Raw genomic sequence first — 21,268 nt, 5'->3', positions numbered from 1 at the left:
ATCTTGGCGGCAACGTAGTTCAGGCCCCACGAAAAGGTCAGCCCGACCATGATGGCGGCGGCCGCCAGATCGACCGCGTCACGACGGTCGAGTGTATCTGTGGCGACGCCCACCGCCGCTAGTCCTCCGCGCTCGCGTCGTCGAAACCGAGCAGGTTCCAGCTCTGGCGCATATGCGGCGGCATCGGTGCGGTGACGTCGACAAAGCCCTTGTCGGGATGAGGGATGACAATGCGGCGCGCGTGCAGATGCAGGCGGTTCTGCATGCCGCCTGGAAAATCCCAATTGGTGTCGGCCTCGAAATATTTGGGGTCGCCGATGATCGGGCAACCGATATGGGCGGCATGGACGCGAAGCTGGTGGGTGCGCCCGGTATAGGGTTCCATTTCCAGCCAGGACAGGGTCTGCGCCGCCTGCTCGACGATGCGGTAATAGGACACGGCGTGATCGGCGCCCTTTTCGCCATGCTTGGCGATGCGCACACGATCGCCGTCGGGCGTCGGTTCCTTGATCAGCCAGGTCGAGATCTTGTCCTCGCGCTTCGGCGGCACGCCCTTGACCAGCGCCCAGTAGGTTTTCTTCGTCTCACGCGCCCGGAACGCTTCGGCGAGCTTCATGGCGGCGAGCCTTGTACGGGCGACAACCAGCACACCCGACGTGTCGCGGTCGAGCCGGTGCACCAGACGCGGCTTCTCGCCCTTCTGGTTGCGCCAGGCTTCCAGCATGTCGTCGACATTGCGGGTGACGCCAGAGCCGCCCTGGACCGCCAGGCCGGCCGGCTTGTTGAAGACGAAGACCTTCGGGTCCTCATGGATCAGCATCTTTGCCAAAACGTCGGCGTCGCCCTGGTTGCGGATCGAATGACCGGTGAGCGGGCTTTCACCTTTCTTGTCGACTTCGAGCGGCGGCACTCGGACCGTCTGGCCGGCTTCGACGCGGGTATCGGCCTTCACCCTGCCGCCGTCGACGCGGATCTGGCCGGAACGCAGCAGCTTCTGCAGATGACCGAAACCGAGACCGGGGAAATGGCTCTTGAACCAGCGGTCGAGCCGCATGCCCGCCTCGCCGGCGTCCACTGTGATCTGTTCAACGCCTGCCATGATTCCAATCGCCGTTTTGCAGGCATGCAACGGCATTCGCCGGCACCCGCAATCTCACTCGGTTATTCGTTGTCGGTTCCATATTGCAGAACCTGAACTTTCTCCAGCGTAATCAAACCACTTGTCATGATTGTTTCAAGCACGGGCAGGAAAGCGGCCAATTTTTCCTCGTCATCGACGATCTCGATGACGAGTGGCAGATCCTCCGATAGGCGGAGGATCTTCGTGGTGTGAAGCCGGCTGGAATGGCCGAACCCCATCGCGCCGCGCAGGACGGTCGCGCCGGCGATCTGCATTTCGCGGGCCCTCAGCACGATAACCTCATACAGCGGACGGCCACCTGCCTTGTCGTTTTCGCCGATAAATATGCGCAGCAATTGCGCCTGTGTTGGTATCTTCATTGCCGGGACCCTCTCAGCCGGTTGAGCCGAACTGCAAAGATGTGGCCAAGCCAGACGGCGGCAAGCCAGGCCACCACGGAGATCGCGATATTGAATCCCGCCGCCACAAGCCTCCCGCCTTGCGCGAGGGTGAGTGTTTCAAGGCTGAAAGCGGAGAAGGTCGTCAGGCCGCCGCAGAAGCCGGCCATGAAGAATTGACGTTGCAGCGGACCGGCGAAGACGCGACCATCCGGTCCCGTCAATGTCGCGTAGAAGCCGATGAGGAACGAGCCAACAATGTTGACGAGGAGCGTGCCGAAGGGAAATCCAGCGCCCCACAGGGCAGTGCTCGTCGATGAGGCAAGCGCCCGCAACACACCGCCGATCATGCTGCCTGCGGCTACGGTCGCATAGAGCCGAACCGTTTCGTTGGTTCTGCGACGGCCAATGAGGCGCGCCGCATGCCCTGCCGCGGCAGTGTCCGTCCCGTCGTGGCGGAGCTTCCGCGGGCCGCTCACGGCGCCCCGCCGCCAATCAGAAGACTTCCCGCAGCAAAGCCCAGCGTCACGCCGCCGAGGCTCAGAAAAACCGAAAGCAGCACATTTCCGCCGGCGCGCCGCCATTCGCCCTCGCGCGCCAGCGCCAGCGTCTGCAGGCTGAAGGAAGAAACCGTGGTGTAGCAGCCGAGGCCGCCGGTAACGGTAAAGGCCCAGATGGCCGGCATGCCGGCGCGCGCCACCGCATGCGCAACGACACCGATTGCAAACGCTCCCGAGACGTTGACGGCCATAGTGCCCCAGGGAAAGGTCTCGCCGACCCGGCGGGCGACGAAGCCGGACAGGAAGAAGCGGGCCATTGCACCGATCGCGCCACCAAGGCAGACAAGCAACAGATGATACATCGTGCTCCCTCGCGCCGGTCACACCACGGTGTCAGGCGGCTCCGGCCTTCTTCGGCTTGCTGGAGCCGATCATCTTCCAGTTCTTGTAGAACATGGCGTTGATGCGCTCGACGCTGACCGAAACGATGGCGAGAAGAGCGGCGATCAGGCCGGGGAATGGCGATGGCCGGATGATGTCCATGAACACGCAGTAGCGGCGCCCATCATATTCGTTGACCGAGCGGTGCAGCAGCGTGTCGTCGAAAATATAGAGCGGATTGTCGTGCCAGTAGTTCCTGGCGTTGTTGCACTCGACGAAAACCTCGGCCTTCACCGGGAGAAGATTGTAGAGAATGCGCAGGCTGAGCCGCAGCGGTCCGAAATGCCAGGAGGTCGATTCCTTGCCCCTGAACACCGACACGGCGATGGTCTTGATGTATTTGAAATCCTTGTTGAATTCGGCAACGTTGTCGATTTTGTGCTTGCCATACCACTGGTAGACATACATGCCGCGCCGGCCGCTGCCGAAATTGGCGTCGATATCGGCGATGATCTCGTCCTTGCGCGCTTTGAAGACGTCCAGAACCTCGTTGACCTCACGCTGATAGTCCGGAGGAAACTGGTCCAGTTTCCAGACACCGCGGTTTCTATAGCACAGCAGATCGACCAGCAGATTGAAGGGCGAAAGCAGCCAGGTGAAGATGCCGTTGCCGAGGAAATAACCACTGAACAGCGCCCAGTTCTTGTTGTCGTTGCGCAACACGTCGATCAGGCCGAGGACAATGAAAATTGTCGTCAGGATGGGAATGAAATAGAAGCCGAGCGCCAGCAGCGGGATCGCTATGGCGAACTTCCGAAGGGTCTTGCGATTTTTTTTTGTCATTTTTCCACGCGCCAGGCGCGATTCCGTTCTGAATATCGTCGGTACGTTTCTGGCCTGTCCGCCGGCCGAAGGCGCATCTTGATAGGGTTTTTTATCCCGCCAGACAACGGCGATCACACCAGTGTGCGACTGGCAGCTACTTTTCCCGCTCGCTGCGCAGCTTCGCCCAATAATCCAGCCGCTTCCTGATATCGCGCTCGAAGCCGCGCTCTGGCGGGTCGTAGAATGTCTGCCTTCCCATCTTCTCCGGAAAATAGTCCTGGCCGGAAAAAGCGTCGGGCTCGTCGTGGTCGTAGCGATAGCCGGCGCCGTAATCTTCCTGTTTCATCAGCTTGGTCGGCGCATTGAGAATGTGCTTGGGCGGCAGCAGCGAACCGAATTCCTTCGCCGCCTGTGTGGCGGCCTTGAACGCGGTATAAACTGCATTGGATTTCGGCGCGGTGGCGAGATAGACGGTCGCCTCGGCGAAGGCCAGTTCGCCCTCGGGCGAGCCCAGATAGTCATAGGCGTCCTTGGCGGCGTTAGCGACGATGAGCGCCTGCGGGTCGGCCAGCCCGATATCCTCCATCGCCATGCGCACCAACCGGCGCCCGAGATAAAGCGGATCTTCGCCGGCGTCGAACATGCGGGCGAGATAGTAGAGTGCCGCATCGGGGTCGGAGCCGCGCACCGATTTGTGCAAGGCGGAGATCAAATTGTAGTGGCCGTCCTGTCCCTTGTCGTAGATCGGCGCGCGGCGCTGGACGATGCGCTGCAGAGCTTCGGCGCCGAACACCTCCTTTGATTTCGCTGCGCGCCAGACCTCTTCGGCGAGCGTCAATGCCGCGCGGCCGTCGCCATCGCTCATGCGGATGAGCATCGCCCGCGCGTCTTCATCGAGCGGCAGCGCCCTGCCCTCTGCCTCCTCGGCTCGCGCCAGCAGCTTGGCGATACTGTCCTCGCCGAGCGAGTGGAAGACCAGCACACGCGCGCGCGACAACAGCGCGGCGTTAAGCTCGAAGGACGGGTTCTCGGTGGTGGCGCCGACCAGCACGACGGTGCCGTCTTCCATCACGGGCAGAAAACTGTCCTGCTGGGCGCGGTTGAAGCGATGGATCTCGTCGACGAACAGCAGTGTCTGGCGGCCGTTGGAGCGGCGCAGCTTCGCTGCCTCGAACACTTTCTTCAGGTCGGCAACGCCGGAAAACACCGCCGAGATCTGTTCGAAGGCGAGGCTTGTCTCGCCGGCAAGCAGCCGTGCGACCGTGGTCTTGCCGGTGCCGGGCGGGCCCCAGAAGATCATCGAGCCGAGCGAGCCGGAGCCGATCAGCCGCGTCAGCGCGCCGTCGGGTCCGGTCAGATGCTCCTGGCCGACGACCTCGCCGAGGTTCTTCGGGCGCAGACGGTCCGCCAGCGGCCTGCCGGGCGGCGTCTTCGGTTCATCGACACTGAACAGATCGGCCATGCAACTTCTTCTGCCTGGAGCCCCATCATGCTGACGTTCGGGCTCAGTAACGCAACACCTGGCGCAGTATCTGCCCGCCGCGCTCGACGGTAAAGCGCCACCAGCGCGTATCCTGCTGGGCTACCTGTTCCAAGGTCGCCGCCTTGTCGATCGTCAGGCCATTGACCTCACGCACGATGTCGCCTGGCTGGAAGCCAAAATCGGCAGCAGGCGAATCGCGGTTGATGTCGACCACGGTGACGCCTTTGACATCGGTGCGCAGACCGAGCCGTTGGGCAAGCCGTGGCGACAGTTCAGCAACCTTGGCACCGGAAAACGGGCTGCGGCCGCGCAATGTGAGTTCCGCAGCTTTGGCGCCCTCAGGCGGCCGTTCCAGCGCGATGTCCATCGTCGCCTGCTGACCCTTGCTCAGAACGCCGAAGCTGGCATTCGTACCAATCGACAGCGTCGCCATCCGGTAGTCCAGCGCCCCGACGCTCTCGACCGGCTTGCCGTTGAGCGACAGCACTACGTCGCCCGGCTTGAGCCCTGCCTTGGCGGCGGGTCCCGCCTCTTCGACCGAAGAAACCAGCGCACCGGTCGGTTTGTCGATGCCAAGCGATTCGGCAATCTGCGGCGTCACCGCCTCGAACTCGGCACCGGCATACGGCCGCTCGAAGAAGTCGAGCCCGGCCTTAGCCGCGTCGGCGAAGGCGCGAACCATGTTCGAAGGGATGGCAAAGCCGATGCCGATCGAGCCGCCGCTACGGCTATAGATCGCCGTGTCGATGCCGATCAGCTGCCCTCCCATGTTGACCAGCGCGCCACCGGAATTGCCGGGATTGATGGCGGCGTCGGTCTGGATGAAGAAGCTGGAATCGGAGACGCCGATATGGCTGCGCGCCACCGCCGAAATGATGCCGCTGGTGGTGGTCTGGCCGACACCGAACGGATTGCCGATCGCCAGCACCAGATCGCCGACCTCGAGCGCGTCGGAATCGCCGATAGCGATCACCGGGAACGGCTTGTCAGAAGAAATCTTGAGCACGGCGAGGTCGAGCGTCTCATCCTTGAGCAGCACCTTGCTGTCGAATTCGCGCCCGTCGGCGGTCGCGACCTTGACCTGGTGAGCGTCCTTGACGACGTGGAAATTGGTGACCACGACACCGGTGGGATCGACCAGCACCCCCGAACCGAGCGAGGACTGCGCGCGCGGCTGCGAGCGGCCGAAGAACTCCTCGAAGAACGGATCGCCGTCGAAGGGCGACGTCACCTTGGCGGTCTGCGAGGCGTAGACATTGACCACGGCCGGCGCCGTCTGCTTGACCAGCGGCGCGAAGGACAGCTGCACCTCCTCGCGGCCGAACGGCACGCGCTTGTCGGGGCCTGAAGTGGCGTTTTCGCCTTCGACGCCATGCAGCAGATCGGTCAGCACGTCGGACAGACCGGGATCTGGCTTGGCCTCCTCCGCCAGCGCGTGCCTGGCCGCCGGCACGACGGCCAACGCCATCAAGGCGCAGATCAGAACAATGGACAGCCGTTTAACGCGCATTCCGAATCCTCCAAGTCGGGCGCCATTGTCCTGACGATTGTGCAAAATGAAAGGCTAAGCCGCTGAAATCCGATTATTTTGGGTAGTCGCCGCAAAAACCGGTGACAAAACCTCTACCAGCCCGCCCGGTACCTTCGGAAACAGAAAAAGGGGCCCGGAGGCCCCTTTTGAACTTCTCAGGAAAACCGAGCCTTATGCGGCTGCGGCTTCCTCTTCGGTGCCTTCGGCCTCGATGCGGGCACGGTCGCCGGCGCCCTTGGCCGAGGTGTCGCGGTCGACGAATTCGATGACGGCCATTGCGGCGTTGTCACCGTGGCGGAAGCCCGCCTTCATGATGCGCAGATAGCCGCCGTTGCGGGTGGCGTAGCGGGGCGCGATGGTATCGAACAGGCGCTTGACGACGCCTTCATTGCCGATCTGGGCAATCACCTGGCGGCGAGCGTGTAGGTCGCCGCGCTTGCCGAGCGTCACCAGCTTCTCGACGATCGGACGCAAATCCTTCGCCTTCGGCAGCGTGGTGAGGATCTGCTCGTGCTCGATAAGCGACACGGCAAGGTTGGCAAACATCGACTTGCGATGGCTTATGCTGCGGGCGAACCGGCGGCCTTTAAATCCGTGGCGCATGGCTCTTCTCCTTCATTGCGGTTTCAAGAGGCCTGAGCCCCAGTTGGTTAGCCGCATGATCTTGTCCGAAAAGTCTGCAACTTTTTGCTGCGCTGACCTTCGGTTCGGGATCATGCTCAATATTGGTCTTCGTAACGCTTGGCGAGGTCTTCGATGTTTTCCGGCGGCCAGTCCGGCACTTCCATGCCGAGATGCAGGCCCATCGCCGCCAGGACTTCCTTGATCTCGTTCAGCGACTTGCGGCCGAAGTTCGGGGTGCGCAGCATCTCGGCTTCGGTCTTCTGGATCAGGTCGCCGATATAGACGATGTTGTCGTTCTTCAGGCAGTTGGCCGAACGCACCGAAAGCTCGAGTTCGTCGACCTTCTTGAGCAGCGCCGGGTTGAAGGCAAGCTCGGTAACCTGTTCGGCAGCGACTTCCTTCTGCGGCTCGTCGAAATTGACGAACAGGCCGAGTTGGTCCTGCAGGATGCGAGCGGCGAAGGCCACCGCGTCCTCGCCCGAAATCGAACCGTCGGTCTCGATGGTCATGGTCAGCTTGTCATAGTCGAGAACCTGGCCCTCGCGGGTGTTCTCGACCTTGTAGGAGACCTTCTTGACCGGCGAATACAGGCTGTCGACGGGGATCAGCCCGATCGGCGCGTCCTCGGCGCGGTTACGGTCGGCCGGCACATAGCCCTTGCCGGTATCGACGGTGAATTCCATGCGGATTTCAGCGCCTTCGTCCAGCGTGCAGATGACGTGGTCGGGATTGAGGATCTCGACGTCGCCGACCGTCTGGATGTCGCCGGCGAGAACCGCGCCCGGTCCCTGCTTGCGCACGACCATGCGCTTGGGGCCGTCGCCTTCCATGCGGATGGCGATTTCCTTGATGTTCAAAACGATGTCGGTCACGTCCTCGCGGACGCCGGCGATGGACGAGAATTCATGCAGAACGCCGTCGATCTGCACGGCGGTTACAGCCGCGCCACGCAGCGAAGACAGAAGCACGCGGCGCAGCGCGTTGCCGAGGGTGAGGCCGAAGCCGCGCTCGAGCGGCTCGGCGACCAGCGTGGTCAGCGTCTTCTTCTTCGACGAGAACTCGATCTTGTTCGGCTTGATCAGTTCTTGCCAATTTTTCTGGATCATAGTGCTTTCCTTCCGTTGTCCCGCCACCATCCAATCGTGGCGGGCGACCTGGAATGCCGTGGAGGAGCGCCCTTGAGGCGCTCGCGCGGCGTTCGGTAAATTCTTTAGACGCGGCGCTTCTTGCGCGGGCGGCAGCCATTGTGCGGGATCGGCGTCACATCACGGATCGAGGTGATGGTGAAGCCGGCAGCCTGCAGCGCGCGCAGCGCCGATTCACGACCGGAGCCGGGTCCACAGACCTCGACCTCGAGCATGCGCATGCCGTGTTCCTGGGCCTTCTTGGCAACATCTTCTGCGGCCATCTGGGCAGCGAACGGGGTCGATTTGCGCGATCCCTTGAAGCCCTGGGCTCCGGCCGACGACCAGGCAATCGAGTTACCCTGCGCGTCGGTGATGGTGATCATCGTGTTGTTGAAGGTCGAATTGACGTGGGCAACGCCCGACGAGATGTTCTTGCGTTCGCGACGGCGAACACGAGCGGCTTCCTTGGCCATGATGGTCCTTTCAGTTGATCTCTACACCGCCGTAATGCCAGCGGCTCCACCAGGGAGAAGGCAGTAGGGGAATATGGCAGTAGGGCAGTATGTCTGCCGTTCCTATTGCCTTACTGCCCTACTCCCTTACTGCCCTAAATTACTTCTTCTTTCCGGCAATCGACTTAGCCGGGCCCTTGCGGGTGCGCGCATTGGTATGCGTGCGCTGACCACGAACCGGCAGCGAGCGGCGGTGACGCAGGCCGCGATAGCAGCCGAGGTCCATGAGTCGCTTGATGTTCATCGACACTTCGCGGCGCAGATCGCCCTCGACCTGGTAATCGCGGTCGATGGTCTCGCGGATCTGCAGCACTTCCGCGTCGGTCAGCTGGTTGACGCGACGCTCGGCCGGGATGCCGACCTTGTCGACGATCTCCTGGGCGAACTTCTTGCCAATGCCGTGAATGTATTGAAGCGCGATGACGACGCGCTTGTTAGTCGGAATATTGACGCCGGCTATACGAGCCATGTTCTTCTCTTCTCCATATAGGCCGGACGAGCCGGCGCTTCAAGTTGCCCCGCGTCCGGTGGAGGCCGGCCCTTGCGGGAGTTTCCAGTTCAAAGCGGCCTGCCTTGCCCTTGCGGACAAGCAAGCCTCATGCCTGATAGGAAGACGGGCCGCCATACCCCAGCGGACCGCTCCAGTCAAGCGCAATCGTTCGATTCTCTAGCCGGCCGCCTGGCCAACTTTCCGGGTCGTCGCCCTGAGCACCGCCTCGATCTGCTGCGTCACCGCATCGATGTCGGCCATGCCATCGACGCCCCTGAGCTTGCCCTTGGCGTAGTAGTAGCCGATCAGCGGCGAGGTTTTCTTGTAATATTCCCTCAAGCGTTCTTCGAACACCGCTGGACTGTCGTCCTTGCGCACCGGCAGGCCTGCGGCCTTGGCGTCTTCGGCGCGCTTGACGATTCGGCCAACCAGCGCCTTGTCATCGACGACAAATTCGATGACCGCATCGAGCTCCAGTCCGCGATCCGACAGCATTTCCTCAACGGCGTCCGCTTGCACCAGAGTCCGGGGATACCCGTCAAGGATGAAGCCGTTTGCGCAATCAGCTTGATCGATGCGCTCGGCCACGATGGCGTTGACGATTGCGTCGGACACCAGTTCGCCAGCGTCCATCACCGCCTTGGCGCGCTTGCCGACTTCGGTGCCAGCCTGGACAGCAGCACGCAGCATGTCCCCCGTGGAAAGCTGTGGGATGCCGTGTCGTTCTACCAGTCTTAGTGCTTGTGTCCCCTTGCCCGCCCCCGGCGGTCCAAGCAATATCAACCTCATCTGGCCTTTTTCCCCCCGCGCAGCTTCGACTTCTTGATCAGGCCCTCATACTGGTGCGCGATCAGGTGACCCTGAATCTGCGCCACCGTATCGAGCGTTACACTGACCACGATCAGGAGCGAAGTGCCACCAAGGTAGAACGGTACGCCAGTCGCTGAAATCAGGAACTCGGGTAGCAGACACACCAGCACCAGATAAATGGCGCCGACGACGGTGATGCGGGTGAGCACATAGTCAATATAGTCCGCAGTGCGCTCGCCCGGACGATAGCCCGGGATGAAGCCCGAATGCTTCTTGAGCTGGTCGGCGGTGTCCTTCGGATTGAAGACGATCGCCGTATAGAAGAAGGCGAAGAACACGATCATCGCCGCGTAGAAGGCCATATAGAGCGGCTGGCCGTGGCCGAGCGCCGCCAGGATGGTGCTGGCCCATGCAGGCATATTGGTGGTCTGCGAGAAGCCGGCAACCGTTGCCGGAAGCAGCAGCAGCGACGAGGCGAAGATCGGCGGAATGACGCCGGAGGTGTTAAGCTTCAGCGGCAGATGCGAGGTATCGCCCTGGAACATGCGATTGCCGACCTGACGCTTGGGATACTGGATCAGCAGGCGGCGCTGGGCGCGCTCGAAGAAGACGATCAGCGCGATGACGATGATGGCCAGCACGATGATCGCCAGGATCAGGCCGGTCGACAAGGCGCCGGTGCGGCCAAGCTCCAGCGTGCCGGAGATGGCGCGCGGCAGACCGGCGACGATGCCGGAGAAGATGATCAGCGAAATGCCGTTGCCGATGCCGCGAGCAGTGATCTGCTCGCCAAGCCACATCAGGAACATGGTGCCGCCGACCAGCGTGACGACGGTAGAGATGCGGAAGAACATGCCGGGATCGTTGACGATGCCGTTGCCGCCCTCAAGCCCGACCGAAATGCCGTACGCCTGAACCAGCGCCAGAAGCACGGTGCCGTAGCGTGTGTACTGGTTGATGATCTTGCGGCCCTGCTCGCCTTCCTTCTTCAGCGCTTCCAGCGACGGAATGACCGAGGTCATCAGCTGCATGATGATGGAGGCCGAGATATAGGGCATGATGCCGAGGGCAAAGATTGCCATGCGCTGCACGGCGCCGCCGGCGAACATGTTGAACATGCCGAGCACGCCCTTGCTCTGCGACGAGAAGGCCTGGGCGAAAGCGTCGGGATTGATGCCGGGCAGCGGAATATAGGTGCCAAGACGGTAGACGAGCAGCGCGCCGATGGTGAACCAGATGCGCTTCTTCAGATCCTCGGCTTTGGCGAAGGCCGAAAAATTCAGATTCGAGGCTAGTTGTTCAGCAGCCGAAGCCATGCCTGATTCTCCGCTTGGTCACGCTCGATGCCCGCAGCTCAGGCGGCGCGTGTCACCGAAGCTCACGAGATAAGCTCCGGACTGCAAACATGCAAGCGGCCGCGTTGATGCGGCCGCCACATCTGTCGGATCAAAGCACGACCGAAGGCAAAACCGAATTCCACCTTTGCCGGCCGTGCTTCAAATTGCCGTTACTCGGCGGCTGCCTTCTCAGGCAGCTTCACCGAGCCGCCGGCCTTTTCGATCTTCTCGATCGCGGCCTTGGAGGCTCCGGCCACGTCGAAGGCAAGCTTGGCCTTGATGTCGCCGTCCGAAAGGATGCGCACGCCGTCCTTGACGCGACGGATGACACCTGCCGCAACCAGCGCCTCGGCCGTTACAACTGTCTTAGCGTCGAGCTTCTTGGCATCGAGCGCCGCCTGGATGCGGGCCAGCGACACGACGGTGAAGCTCTTGGCGAAGATATTGTTGAAGCCGCGCTTCGGCAGGCGGCGGTAGAGCGGCATCTGGCCACCCTCGAAGCCGTTGACGGCGACGCCGGAGCGCGCCTTCTGGCCCTTGACGCCGCGACCGGCGGTCTTGCCCGAACCGGAACCGATGCCACGGCCGAGACGCTTCTTGGAGTGCGTCGCGCCGTCCTTGTCACGCAGATCATTGAGTTTCATCTGAGTTCTCCTGCGCTCTGGCTCAGCCCTCGTCCACGACGCGGACGAGATGCTGGACGGCAGCGATCATGCCGCGCACCGAGGGCGTATCCTCCAGCGTGCGCTGCTTGTGCATCTTGTTGAGGCCGAGGCCGACCAGCGTTGCGCGCTGCTCCTTCGGCCGGCGGATCGGCGAACCGATCTGCTCGACGGTGATGGTCTTGGTTGCTTTCTTGGCCATGGTCAGATCCCTGGTCAGCGTCGACTATTCTTCAGCCGCAACGGCGGTGCCGCGGCGGGCCTGAAGGGTCGAATACTTGATGCCGCGCGCGGCAGCCACATCCTTCGGATGCATCTGGCTCTTCAGCGCGTCGAAAGTGGCGCGAACCATGTTGTAGGGGTTCGAAGAACCCATCGACTTGGCGACCACGTCATGCATGCCGAGCGTCTCGAAAACGGCGCGCATCGGGCCGCCGGCGATGATGCCGGTACCTTGCTTGGCGGCGCGCAGCAGAACGCGTCCCGCGCCCCAGCGTCCCTCGACGTCGTGGTGCAGCGTGCGGCCTGAGCGCAGCGGCACGAAGATCATGTCGCGCTTGGCCGATTCGGTCGCCTTGCGGATCGCCTCCGGCACTTCGCGCGCCTTGCCGTGGCCGAAGCCGACGCGGCCCTTCTGGTCGCCGACGACGACAAGTGCCGCAAAGCCGAAGCGCCGGCCGCCCTTGACGACTTTGGCGACACGGTTGATGTGGACGAGCTTGTCGACCATGCCGTCGTCGCGCTCTTCGCGATCACGGCCGCGGCCGCCATCCCTACGTTCCTGTGCCATATCCTGTTCCTTGTTTTTTTCCGGAAGCACGGTTGATGATGATATCCGGCACCTCTGCGGGTCGCCGGGGGCGAAAACTCTTTTTTCCTTCGCATGATCTTATCCGAAAAGTCTGCAACTTTTCGGGATCATGCTCTAGAAGCTCAGACCACCTTCACGGGCAGCCTCGGCCAGGGCCTTGACGCGGCCGTGGTAGATATAGGCGCCGCGGTCGAAGACGACTTCCTTGACGCCGGCTTTCGAGGCGCGTTCGGCGATCAGCTTTCCGATGGCAGCTGCAGCCGCGGTGTCGGCGCCGGTCTTGAGCGAGCCCTTGAGCTCCTTCTCGAGCGTCGAAGCAGCCGCGATGGTGTGGCCCTTGGCGTCGTCGATCACCTGGACATAGATGTTCTTCGACGTGCGATGGACCGACAAGCGCGGACGATCGCCGGCAACCTTCTTGATCTGGCGGCGGACGCGCTGGGCGCGGCGTTGGGTGGATTCTTTCGAGCCCATGATATCAGTTCCTTGCCTTCAAAAAACGGGGGCAACCATATGCGGTAGGACGAGCCTCCCGCGACCGCTCCCCGCGGCGTTAAAATTACTTCTTCTTGCCTTCCTTGCGGACGATCTTCTCGCCAGCATAGCGAACGCCCTTGCCCTTGTAGGGCTCGGGGCTACGATACTCGCGGATCTCGGCGGCAACCTGGCCGACCTGCTGCTTGTCGATGCCGGTCACCGTGATTTCCGTCGGCTTCGGCACCGAAATCGTCACGCCCTGCGGCGTCTCGTAGACGACGTCATGGCTGAAGCCGAGCGCCAGCTGCAGGTTCTTGCCTTGCATGGCGGCACGATAGCCGACGCCGGTGATCTCGAGCTTCTTTTCGAAGCCGTCCTTGACGCCCTGCAGGATGTTGACGATCTGCGTGCGTGACATGCCCCACTTGGAACGGGCAGTCTTGGTCTGGTCGCGCGGCTGGACAGCGATCTCGCTGCCTTCCATCTTGACCAGCACTTCGTCGTTCACCACGAACTTCAGCTCGCCCTTCGGACCCTTCGCCGTCACGGTCTGGCCGTTGACGGTCGCGGTCACGCCCTGCGGCAGCGAAACGGGTTTCTTTCCAATACGAGACATTTTGTTGTCCTCGTCACTTCTCTTGTTTCAGGTCTCGGCTTTCGGGACTAGATCCCGAAAACCTGTTTCCAACCGGGTCACATACCAGATCAGAAGATCTGGCAGAGGATTTCCCCGCCGACATTCTGTTCACGCGCTTCGTGGTCGGCCATCACGCCCTTCGGCGTCGAAAGGATGGCGATGCCGAGGCCGTTGGCGACGTGCGGTATCGACTTGGCCGAAACGTAGACGCGGCGGCCGGGCTTCGAGACCCGAGCGATTTCGCGCACCACCGGCGCACCATCGAAATACTTCAGCTCGATCTCGATTTCGGACTTGCCGTTGTCGAAGTCGGTCTGGCTGTAGTCGCGGATATAGCCTTCCGCCTTCAGCACGTCGAGGACGCGGGTACGCAGGCGCGAGGCCGGCGTCGAAACGCTCGACTTCTTGCGGCCATACGCGTTGCGGATGCGGGTCAGCATATCGCCGAGAGGATCGCTCAATGACATGTTATGTCCTCCTTACCAGCTCGACTTGACCAGGCCCGGGATCTGGCCGTTATTGCCGAGATCACGAAGCGCGATACGCGATACTTTGAGCTTGCGATAATAGGCACGCGGACGTCCGGTGACTTCGCAGCGGTTGCGGATGCGGGTCTTGGCCGAGTTGCGCGGCAGCGCCGAAAGCTTCAGCTGGGCGCGGAAGCGCTCTTCCATCGGCTTGGACTGATCCATGATGATCGCCTTGAGCACCTTGCGCTTGGCAGCGAACTGGTCCGCAAGCTTGCGGCGCCTGTTGTTCTTCTCGACTGAGCTGGTCTTTGCCATGTCAGATTTTCCTTTTCTCGCTGCCGTTACTGGCGGAAGGGGAAGTTGAAGGCCTTGAGCAATGCCCTGGCTTCGTCGTCCGTCTTCGCAGTCGTACAAACGATGACGTCCATGCCCCAGATCTGATCAACCTTGTCGTAGTTGATCTCCGGAAACACGATGTGTTCCTTGATGCCCATGGCATAGTTGCCACGGCCATCGAAGCTCTTCGGATTAAGTCCGCGAAAGTCGCGGACGCGCGGCAGTGCGATGTTCACGAGGCGGTCGAGGAACTCGTACATGCGTTCCTTGCGTAGCGTGACCTTGGCGCCGATCGGCATCTTCTCGCGGACCTTGAACCCGGCGATCGAGTTGCGGGCGCGGGTGACAACGGCCTTCTGGCCGGCGATCATCGCAAGGTCTTCCGCCGCGATCGAAGGCTTCTTCGAATCGCCGGTCGCCTCGCCGACGCCCATGTTCAGCACGATCTTGTCGATGCGCGGAACCTGCATCTCGTTCTCGTAGCCGAACTGCTCCTGCAGCGCCTTGCGGATGGTCTCGTTGTAGACCTGCTTGAGGCGCGGCGTGTTCTGGGCAGTTGCCTGCTTGGTTTGAGCCTTAGCCATTGATGACTTCTCCCGAGCGCTTGGCGACGCGCACCTTCTTGCCGTCCTTCTGGAAGATGAAGCCGACGCGGGTCGGCTTGCCATCCTTGGGGTCGGCCAGCGCGATGTTCGACAGCTGGATCGGCGCTTCCTTGGTGATGATCCCGCCCTCTTGGGACTGGGACTGCTTCTGGTGACGACGGATCAGGTTGACGCCGCGCACCAGCGCGGTGTCGTCCTTCGGCTGTACCGAGAGGACTTCGCCCGAACGGCCCTTGTCCTTGCCGGCCAGCACGACGACCTTGTCGCCTTTTCTAATCTTCTGCATTGGTCCGGCTCCTTACAGCACTTCAGGCGCGAGCGAGATGATCTTCATGTGGTTCTTGGCGCGGAGTTCGCGCGGAACCGGTCCGAAGATACGCGTGCCGATCGGCTCTTTCTTGTTGTCGACGAGAACGGCTGCGTTCTTGTCGAAACGGATCACGCTGCCGTCCGGGCGGCGGATGTCCTTGGCCGTGCGAACCACGACCGCCTTCATCACATCGCCCTTCTTGACGCGGCCGCGCGGGATGGCTTCCTTGATCGACACCACGATGATGTCGCCCACGGAAGCGTATTTCCGCTTCGAGCCGCCCAGCACCTTGATGCACATGACACGACGGGCGCCGGAATTATCCGCGACGTCGAGGTTTGTTTGCATCTGAATCATGACTGGCCGCCTTCTTCTTTTCTAACGGGACGGGTCTCTCACCCCTCCCCGGTCTGTCCAAAATTCGTTTCGTTGGCCCAGATCAGGCCTGGTCCGAAGACACCACGACCCAGCGCTTGTCCTTGGAAATCGGCTTCGATTCCTGGATGAACACCTGATCGCCGACCTTGTGGGCGTTGTTCTCGTCGTGCGCCTTGTACTTCTTGGTCATGCGCACGGTCTTCTTCATCACGGGATGCGTGAAGCGCCGTTCGACCTTGACGACAACCGTCTTCTCGTTCTTGTCGCTGACGACGGTGCCCTGCAGAATGCGCTTTGGCATGGTTTTCGTCCTTAAGCCTTCTTGGCCGCGGACTTTTCCGCAGCGATGGTCTTGATACGCGCAATGTCCTTGCGGACCTGCCTCACGCGCGCGGTCTTCTCAAGCTGGCCGGTGGCCTTCTGGAAGCGCAGGTTGAACTGCTCCTTCTTCAGGCTGGCCAGGTCGTCGGTCAGCTGGTCCTGGGTCTTGGTCCGGATGTCTTCGGCTTTCATGATCAGCCCGTCCTTATTCTGCGATGCGCTGTACGAAGCGCGTCCTGACCGAGAGCTTGGCCGCGCCGAGACGCAGCGCCTCACGGGCGGTTTCCTCGTTGACGCCGTCGATCTCGAACATGATGCGGCCCGGCTTGACGCGTGCCGCCCAGTAGTCGACCGCGCCCTTGCCCTTACCCATACGGACTTCGGTCGGCTTCGACGTCACCGGCACGTCCGGGAAGATACGGATCCACACGCGGCCGGCACGCTTCATCTCGCGGGTGATCGCGCGGCGAGCCGCCTCGATCTCACGCGCGGTGACGCGGTTCGGCTCAAGCGCCTTCAGCCCGAAACCACCGAAATCCAGGTTGGTGCCGCCCTTGGCGGTACCGTGGATGCGGCCCTTGAACTGCTTGCGGAACTTTGTGCGCTTTGGCTGCAGCATCGTTCTAACTCCAAATTCCTAAATGTCTTACGCGTTTTCGCGACGGCGACCGCGTTCGCGCTCACCACCACCGCCATGCGCATGATCGCCCTCGGTGGCGCGGCGCTCCGAAGCCATCGGGTCGTGCTCGAGGATTTCGCCCTTGAACACCCAGACCTTGACGCCGCAGATGCCGTAGGCCGTATTCGCCTCGGCCGTGCCGTAGTCGACGTCGGCACGCAGCGTATGCAGCGGCACGCGGCCTTCACGATACCATTCCATGCGCGCGATCTCGGCGCCGCCGAGACGGCCGGCGCAGTTGATGCGGATGCCTTCGGCACCGAGGCGCATCGCCGACTGCACGGCACGCTTCATGGCGCGGCGGAACGCGATGCGGCGCTCGAGCTGCTGGGCGATCGACTGGGCGACCAAGGTCGCGTCGATCTCCGGCTTGCGCACTTCGACGATGTTCAGATGCGTCTCGGACTTGGTCATCTCCATCAGCTTCTTGCGAAGCTTCTCGATGTCGGCGCCCTTCTTGCCGATGATCAGGCCCGGACGCGCCGCATGGATGGTGACGCGGCACTTCTTGTGCGGACGCTCGATCACGACCTTCGAGATCGCAGCCTGCTTGAGTTCCTTCTCGAGATATTTGCGGATCTTGATGTCCTCGTGCAGCAGCTTGCCGTACTCGCCGGTGTTCGCGAACCAGCGCGAATCCCAGGTGCGGTTGATGCCGAGACGCAGACCGATCGGATTGACTTTCTGGCCCATTATGCGGCCTCCCCTTTTTCTTCGACTTCACGAACGACGATCGTGAGGTGCGAGAACGGCTTCTCGATACGGCTGGCGCGACCACGGCCACGGGCATGGAACCGCTTCATGACGATCGACTTGCCGACATAGGCTTCCGCCACGATCAGCGCATCGACGTCGAGGTCGTGGTTGTTTTCCGCGTTGGCGATCGCCGATTCCAGCGTCTTCTTGACCGTGCCGGAAATCCGCTTGGCCGAGAATTCGAGGTCGGAAAGCGCTGTCGCGACCTTCTTGCCGCGGATCAACGCGGCAACCAGGTTCAGCTTCTGCGGGCTGATACGGATCGTGCGCAACACGGCGCGCGCTTCGTTGTCAGCAAGCCTGCGCGGAGCTTTGGCCTTGCCCATGATTATTTCCTCTTCGCCTTCTTATCCGCGCCGTGACCGTAATAGGTCCGGGTCGGAGCGAATTCACCGAACTTGTGACCGACCATGTCCTCGTTCACCGAGACGGGAACGTGCTTCTGGCCGTTGTAGACACCGAAGGTGAAGCCGACGAACTGCGGCAGGATGGTGGAGCGACGGCTCCACATCTTGATCACCTCATTGCGACCACCTTCACGAACCTTGTCCACCTTCTTCAGAAGGTAGCCGTCGATGAAGGGGCCTTTCCAAATCGAACGAGTCACTTGGCGTTACCTCTTCTTAGCTCTTGCGCTGATGGCGCGAGCGCAGGATGAACTTGTCGGTCGCCTTGTTGGACCGCGTCTTCTTGCCCTTGGTCGGCTTGCCCCAGGGCGAAACCGGATGGCGGCCACCCGAGGTGCGGCCTTCGCCGCCGCCATGTGGATGGTCGACCGGGTTCATGGTCACGCCGCGATTGTGCGGACGTTTGCCGCGCCACACGGTGCGGCCTGCCTTGCCGTCATTGATGTTGCCGTGGTCCGGGTTAGACACGGCGCCGACAGTGGCCATGCAGGAGCCGTGGACGACACGCTGCTCGCCCGAATTGAGGCGCAGGATCGCCATGCCCTGGTCGCGGCCGACGAGCTGGCCATAACCGCCGGCCGAACGGGCGACCTGAGCGCCCTTGCCGGGCTTCAGCTCGATATTGTGGACGATCGTGCCGACCGGCATCGAAGCCAGCGGCATCGCGTTGCCCGGCTTCACGTCGACCGATTCACCGGCCACGATCTTGTCGCCGGGAGCCAGACGCTGCGGGGCGATGATGTAGGACAGCTCGCCATCGTCATACTTGATCAGCGCGATGAAGGCGGTGCGGTTCGGATCGTACTCGATACGCTCGACCGTGCCGACGACGTCGAACTTGCGGCGCTTGAAGTCGATGATACGGTAGGTGCGCTTGTGACCGCCGCCGATGAAGCGGGCCGTGATGCGGCCGTAATTGTTGCGGCCGCCCGACTTGGTCAGGCCTTCGGTCAGGCCCTTGACGGGCTTGCCCTTGTAGAGGCCCGAGCGGTCGACGATGACCAGCTGACGGGTGCTCGGCGTTACCGGGTTGAATTTTTTCAGTGCCATTGTTCTGTCCTCGCGACCTTGCTCAGAGACCCGTCGCGACGTCGATCGACTGGCCTTCGGCCAGCGTCACAACCGCCTTCTTGACGTCGCTCTGGCGGCCGATCGTGCCGCGGAAGCGCTTGATCTTGCCCTTGCGGACAAGCGTGTTCACGGCCATCACCTTGACGCCGAACAGCGCTTCGACGGCGGCCTTGATTTCCGGCTTCGACGCCTTCTTGGCGACATTGAAGACGACCTGGTTCTGCTCGGAAGCCATGGTCGACTTTTCGGTGATCGCCGGCGAGACGATCACGTCGTAATGACGAAGGTCGGTCATTTGAAGCGCTCCTCGAGAGCCTCGACGGCGGCCTTGGAAAGGACCAGCGTGCCGCGGCGCAGAATGTCGTAGACGTTGATGCCCTGGATGGGCAGCACGTCGATGTTCGGGATGTTGGTCGCCGCCAGCTTGAAATTCTTGTCAAGCTCGGCGCCGCCGATCACCAGGGCGTTGCTCAGGCCCAGCGTCGCGAAATTCGCGATCAGCGCCTTGGTCTTGGCCTCGGTCAGCTTCAGCTCGTCGATGATGATGATCGACGCGCTCTTGGCCTTGGCCGAAAGCGCATGCTTGAGGCCGAGTGCACGCACCTTCTTCGGCAGATCGTGCTCGTGGCTGCGAACGACCGGGCCATGGGCCTTGCCGCCGCCGCGGAACTGCGGAGCGCGAGCCGAATGGTGACGGGCGCGGCCGGTACCCTTCTGCTTGTACATCTTGGCGCCGGTGCGGGCGATTTCCGCGCGACCCTTGGCCTTGTGGGTGCCCTGCTGCTTCTTGGCAAGCTGCCAGCGCACGACGCGCTGCAAGATGTCCTCGCGCGGATCGAGGCCAAAAATCTCTTCGGAGAGCTTCAGCTTGCCGGCGTCCTTGCCGCCAAGCGTTGTAATCTTGAGGTCCATTATTCCGCTCCCTCTGTGGCCGGCGCCTCGTTCGTGGCGGCACCGTCAGTCGCAACGGCGCGGATCGCGGCGGGCTTCGGCGCATTGGCCGGAAGCGCCACCTTGGCCGCGTCGCGGACCAGGATCCATGCACCCTTCGAACCCGGGACCGCACCGCGGATCAGGATCAGGCCGCGATCGGCGTCGGTCGAGACGACCTCGACATTCTGCGTGGTGACGCGGGTGTCGCCCATGTGGCCGGCCATATGCTTGCCCTTGAACACCTTGCCCGGATCCTGGCGCTGGCCGGTCGAGCCGTGTGTACGGTGCGACACCGAGTTGCCGTGCGTCGCGCGGCCGCCACCCATGTGGTGCCGCTTGATGACGCCCTGGAAACCCTTGCCGATCGTGGTTCCCGTCACATCGACCTTCTGGCCGACGACGAAGTGCTCGACGGTGATCTCGGCGCCAACATCGATCATGTTGTCGGCGGAGACGCGGAACTCGGCAACCTTGGCCTTGGGCTCGACGGAAGCGGTCGCGAAATGGCCGCGCATCGCCTTCGACGTGTTCTTCACCTTGGCAAGGCCAACGCCGAGCTGGACGGCGGTATAGCCGTTCTTCTCCTGCGTGCGCTGCGCCACGACCTGGCAGTTCTCCATCTGGAGAACAGTGACGGGAACATGTTCCCCGGCATCGTTGTAGATGCGGGTCATTCCCACCTTCTTTGCAATCACACCTGAACGCATCGGTTCAATTCCTTTAGAGTTCCCTGTCGGGGCTGTCGCCCCTCCACGCCTCTTGTTCCTTCAGAGTTCCGGGTCGCCCCGCTGACCTCTGGTTCCTTAGAGCTTGATCTCGACGTCGACACCGGCGGCCAGGTCGAGCTTCATCAAAGCATCGACCGTCTGCGGGGTCGGGTCGACGATGTCGAGCAGACGCTTGTGCGTGCGCATCTCGAACTGCTCGCGGCTCTTCTTGTCGACGTGAGGCGACCGGTTGACCGTGAACTTTTCGATCCGCGTCGGCAGCGGAATGGGGCCGCGGACGTTGGCGCCGGTGCGCTTGGCGGTCGACACGATTTCCCGTGTCGAGGCGTCGAGCACCCGGTGATCAAACGCCTTCAGGCGGATGCGGATATTCTGTCCGTTCATGCGTCACTTCCTTGTTCTGGCGCGGCGCGGGCAGCGCCCGCGACAGATCGGTTTAAGTCCAAATTACTCTTTGATGGTGACGACGATGCCGGCACCGACGGTGCGGCCGCCTTCACGGATGGCGAAGCGCAGCTTCTCTTCCATGGCGATCGGCACGATCAGCTC

General features: G+C 62.1%; 35 protein-coding genes and 1 pseudogene. All 36 read right to left on the bottom strand.

Annotated features, from left to right (window positions below):
• Positions 1-113 (bottom strand): annotated as a pseudogene (locus NKJ91_RS31110) (EamA/RhaT family transporter); the annotation flags it as partial.
• Positions 114-118: 5 nt separating this feature from the next.
• Complete coding sequence (locus tag NKJ91_RS31105; protein WP_352458558.1) at positions 119-1,099, bottom strand: RluA family pseudouridine synthase; 981 nt, start codon at positions 1,097-1,099, stop codon at positions 119-121.
• Positions 1,100-1,161: 62 nt separating this feature from the next.
• Positions 1,162-1,500, bottom strand: a complete 339-nt coding sequence (locus NKJ91_RS31100) for a DUF190 domain-containing protein (protein WP_352458557.1) — start codon at positions 1,498-1,500, stop codon at positions 1,162-1,164.
• The gene (locus NKJ91_RS31095) at positions 1,497-1,868 is read right to left on the bottom strand and encodes a CrcB family protein (protein WP_352458556.1); all 372 of its coding nucleotides are present in this window, start codon (positions 1,866-1,868) and stop codon (positions 1,497-1,499) included. The genes NKJ91_RS31100 and NKJ91_RS31095 overlap by 4 nt, the downstream gene beginning before the upstream one ends.
• 125 nt (positions 1,869-1,993) lie before the next feature.
• On the bottom strand, positions 1,994-2,380 hold the full coding sequence (crcB, locus tag NKJ91_RS31090; RefSeq protein WP_352458555.1) for a fluoride efflux transporter CrcB: 387 nt from the start codon (positions 2,378-2,380) through the stop codon (positions 1,994-1,996).
• A gap of 31 nt (positions 2,381-2,411) precedes the next feature.
• Entirely contained in the window at positions 2,412-3,242 is an 831-nt protein-coding gene (locus NKJ91_RS31085; RefSeq protein ID WP_352458554.1) for an aspartyl/asparaginyl beta-hydroxylase domain-containing protein, read from the bottom strand.
• Between the two features lie 136 nt (positions 3,243-3,378).
• Positions 3,379-4,686, bottom strand: coding sequence for a replication-associated recombination protein A (locus tag NKJ91_RS31080; RefSeq protein ID WP_352458553.1), 1,308 nt, complete (start codon positions 4,684-4,686; stop codon positions 3,379-3,381).
• A 43-nt stretch (positions 4,687-4,729) separates the two neighbouring features.
• Positions 4,730-6,217, bottom strand: a complete 1,488-nt coding sequence (locus NKJ91_RS31075; protein ID WP_352458552.1) for a DegQ family serine endoprotease — start codon at positions 6,215-6,217, stop codon at positions 4,730-4,732.
• A gap of 192 nt (positions 6,218-6,409) precedes the next feature.
• Positions 6,410-6,841, bottom strand: coding sequence for a 50S ribosomal protein L17 (rplQ, locus tag NKJ91_RS31070; protein ID WP_023675127.1), 432 nt, complete (start codon positions 6,839-6,841; stop codon positions 6,410-6,412).
• Between the two features lie 116 nt (positions 6,842-6,957).
• A complete protein-coding gene (locus NKJ91_RS31065) occupies positions 6,958-7,968 on the bottom strand; it encodes a DNA-directed RNA polymerase subunit alpha (RefSeq protein ID WP_023675128.1) in 1,011 nt (336 codons plus the stop codon).
• A gap of 104 nt (positions 7,969-8,072) precedes the next feature.
• The gene (rpsK, locus tag NKJ91_RS31060) at positions 8,073-8,462 is read right to left on the bottom strand and encodes a 30S ribosomal protein S11 (RefSeq protein WP_006205444.1); all 390 of its coding nucleotides are present in this window, start codon (positions 8,460-8,462) and stop codon (positions 8,073-8,075) included.
• A gap of 139 nt (positions 8,463-8,601) precedes the next feature.
• Positions 8,602-8,970: a 30S ribosomal protein S13 gene (rpsM, locus tag NKJ91_RS31055; RefSeq protein WP_006205445.1), complete on the bottom strand. Its 369-nt coding sequence runs from the start codon at positions 8,968-8,970 to the stop codon at positions 8,602-8,604.
• 198 nt (positions 8,971-9,168) lie between these two features.
• The gene (locus NKJ91_RS31050; protein ID WP_352458551.1) at positions 9,169-9,780 is read right to left on the bottom strand and encodes an adenylate kinase; all 612 of its coding nucleotides are present in this window, start codon (positions 9,778-9,780) and stop codon (positions 9,169-9,171) included.
• Positions 9,777-11,117 carry a preprotein translocase subunit SecY gene (gene secY, locus NKJ91_RS31045; RefSeq protein ID WP_023675130.1) on the bottom strand — a complete coding sequence of 447 codons (1,341 nt, stop codon included), beginning with the start codon at positions 11,115-11,117 and terminating at the stop codon, positions 9,777-9,779. The genes NKJ91_RS31050 and secY overlap by 4 nt, the downstream gene beginning before the upstream one ends.
• A 191-nt stretch (positions 11,118-11,308) precedes the next feature.
• Positions 11,309-11,782, bottom strand: coding sequence for a 50S ribosomal protein L15 (gene rplO / locus NKJ91_RS31040; protein ID WP_292660428.1), 474 nt, complete (start codon positions 11,780-11,782; stop codon positions 11,309-11,311).
• 22 nt (positions 11,783-11,804) lie between these two features.
• A complete protein-coding gene (gene rpmD, locus NKJ91_RS31035; protein WP_006205449.1) occupies positions 11,805-12,002 on the bottom strand; it encodes a 50S ribosomal protein L30 in 198 nt (65 codons plus the stop codon).
• A gap of 24 nt (positions 12,003-12,026) precedes the next feature.
• Complete coding sequence (gene rpsE, locus NKJ91_RS31030) at positions 12,027-12,590, bottom strand: 30S ribosomal protein S5 (RefSeq protein WP_006333394.1); 564 nt, start codon at positions 12,588-12,590, stop codon at positions 12,027-12,029.
• 135 nt (positions 12,591-12,725) lie between these two features.
• Positions 12,726-13,085 carry a 50S ribosomal protein L18 gene (rplR, locus tag NKJ91_RS31025; protein WP_023675132.1) on the bottom strand — a complete coding sequence of 120 codons (360 nt, stop codon included), beginning with the start codon at positions 13,083-13,085 and terminating at the stop codon, positions 12,726-12,728.
• Positions 13,086-13,170: 85 nt separating this feature from the next.
• Positions 13,171-13,704, bottom strand: a complete 534-nt coding sequence (gene rplF / locus NKJ91_RS31020; RefSeq protein ID WP_023675133.1) for a 50S ribosomal protein L6 — start codon at positions 13,702-13,704, stop codon at positions 13,171-13,173.
• 89 nt (positions 13,705-13,793) lie between these two features.
• Complete coding sequence (gene rpsH, locus NKJ91_RS31015; RefSeq protein ID WP_006205453.1) at positions 13,794-14,192, bottom strand: 30S ribosomal protein S8; 399 nt, start codon at positions 14,190-14,192, stop codon at positions 13,794-13,796.
• A 12-nt stretch (positions 14,193-14,204) separates the two neighbouring features.
• The gene (gene rpsN / locus NKJ91_RS31010; RefSeq protein WP_023675134.1) at positions 14,205-14,510 is read right to left on the bottom strand and encodes a 30S ribosomal protein S14; all 306 of its coding nucleotides are present in this window, start codon (positions 14,508-14,510) and stop codon (positions 14,205-14,207) included.
• 26 nt (positions 14,511-14,536) lie between these two features.
• Positions 14,537-15,115: a 50S ribosomal protein L5 gene (gene rplE, locus NKJ91_RS31005; protein WP_008875670.1), complete on the bottom strand. Its 579-nt coding sequence runs from the start codon at positions 15,113-15,115 to the stop codon at positions 14,537-14,539.
• Entirely contained in the window at positions 15,108-15,422 is a 315-nt protein-coding gene (gene rplX, locus NKJ91_RS31000; RefSeq protein ID WP_254817150.1) for a 50S ribosomal protein L24, read from the bottom strand. Before rplX ends, rplE begins: the two co-directional genes overlap by 8 nt.
• A gap of 12 nt (positions 15,423-15,434) precedes the next feature.
• Positions 15,435-15,803, bottom strand: a complete 369-nt coding sequence (gene rplN, locus NKJ91_RS30995; RefSeq protein WP_006205457.1) for a 50S ribosomal protein L14 — start codon at positions 15,801-15,803, stop codon at positions 15,435-15,437.
• An 82-nt stretch (positions 15,804-15,885) separates the two neighbouring features.
• Entirely contained in the window at positions 15,886-16,125 is a 240-nt protein-coding gene (gene rpsQ / locus NKJ91_RS30990; RefSeq protein ID WP_023675136.1) for a 30S ribosomal protein S17, read from the bottom strand.
• An 11-nt stretch (positions 16,126-16,136) separates the two neighbouring features.
• Positions 16,137-16,337, bottom strand: coding sequence for a 50S ribosomal protein L29 (rpmC, locus tag NKJ91_RS30985; RefSeq protein WP_006205459.1), 201 nt, complete (start codon positions 16,335-16,337; stop codon positions 16,137-16,139).
• A gap of 13 nt (positions 16,338-16,350) precedes the next feature.
• On the bottom strand, positions 16,351-16,764 hold the full coding sequence (rplP, locus tag NKJ91_RS30980; protein WP_006205460.1) for a 50S ribosomal protein L16: 414 nt from the start codon (positions 16,762-16,764) through the stop codon (positions 16,351-16,353).
• 27 nt (positions 16,765-16,791) lie between these two features.
• Positions 16,792-17,517: a 30S ribosomal protein S3 gene (gene rpsC, locus NKJ91_RS30975; protein WP_023675137.1), complete on the bottom strand. Its 726-nt coding sequence runs from the start codon at positions 17,515-17,517 to the stop codon at positions 16,792-16,794.
• Complete coding sequence (gene rplV, locus NKJ91_RS30970; protein ID WP_006205462.1) at positions 17,517-17,906, bottom strand: 50S ribosomal protein L22; 390 nt, start codon at positions 17,904-17,906, stop codon at positions 17,517-17,519. Before rplV ends, rpsC begins: the two co-directional genes overlap by 1 nt.
• 2 nt (positions 17,907-17,908) lie before the next feature.
• On the bottom strand, positions 17,909-18,187 hold the full coding sequence (gene rpsS, locus NKJ91_RS30965) for a 30S ribosomal protein S19 (protein WP_006205463.1): 279 nt from the start codon (positions 18,185-18,187) through the stop codon (positions 17,909-17,911).
• 16 nt (positions 18,188-18,203) lie between these two features.
• A complete protein-coding gene (gene rplB, locus NKJ91_RS30960) occupies positions 18,204-19,037 on the bottom strand; it encodes a 50S ribosomal protein L2 (protein WP_023675138.1) in 834 nt (277 codons plus the stop codon).
• Between the two features lie 22 nt (positions 19,038-19,059).
• Entirely contained in the window at positions 19,060-19,353 is a 294-nt protein-coding gene (locus NKJ91_RS30955) for a 50S ribosomal protein L23 (RefSeq protein WP_023675139.1), read from the bottom strand.
• Positions 19,350-19,970: a 50S ribosomal protein L4 gene (rplD, locus tag NKJ91_RS30950; RefSeq protein ID WP_023675140.1), complete on the bottom strand. Its 621-nt coding sequence runs from the start codon at positions 19,968-19,970 to the stop codon at positions 19,350-19,352. Before rplD ends, NKJ91_RS30955 begins: the two co-directional genes overlap by 4 nt.
• A complete protein-coding gene (gene rplC, locus NKJ91_RS30945) occupies positions 19,970-20,698 on the bottom strand; it encodes a 50S ribosomal protein L3 (RefSeq protein ID WP_023675141.1) in 729 nt (242 codons plus the stop codon). Before rplC ends, rplD begins: the two co-directional genes overlap by 1 nt.
• Before the next feature lie 96 nt (positions 20,699-20,794).
• Positions 20,795-21,103: a 30S ribosomal protein S10 gene (gene rpsJ / locus NKJ91_RS30940; RefSeq protein WP_006205468.1), complete on the bottom strand. Its 309-nt coding sequence runs from the start codon at positions 21,101-21,103 to the stop codon at positions 20,795-20,797.
• A 63-nt stretch (positions 21,104-21,166) separates the two neighbouring features.
• A partial coding sequence (locus NKJ91_RS30935) for an EF-Tu C-terminal domain-related protein (protein ID WP_152536282.1) occupies positions 21,167-21,268 on the bottom strand: 102 nt, incomplete at its 5' end.

The organism is Mesorhizobium sp. M0040, from assembly GCF_040323505.1.
Classification (GTDB): domain Bacteria; phylum Pseudomonadota; class Alphaproteobacteria; order Rhizobiales; family Rhizobiaceae; genus Mesorhizobium.
This window is presented reverse-complemented; position numbering and strand designations above follow the sequence as displayed.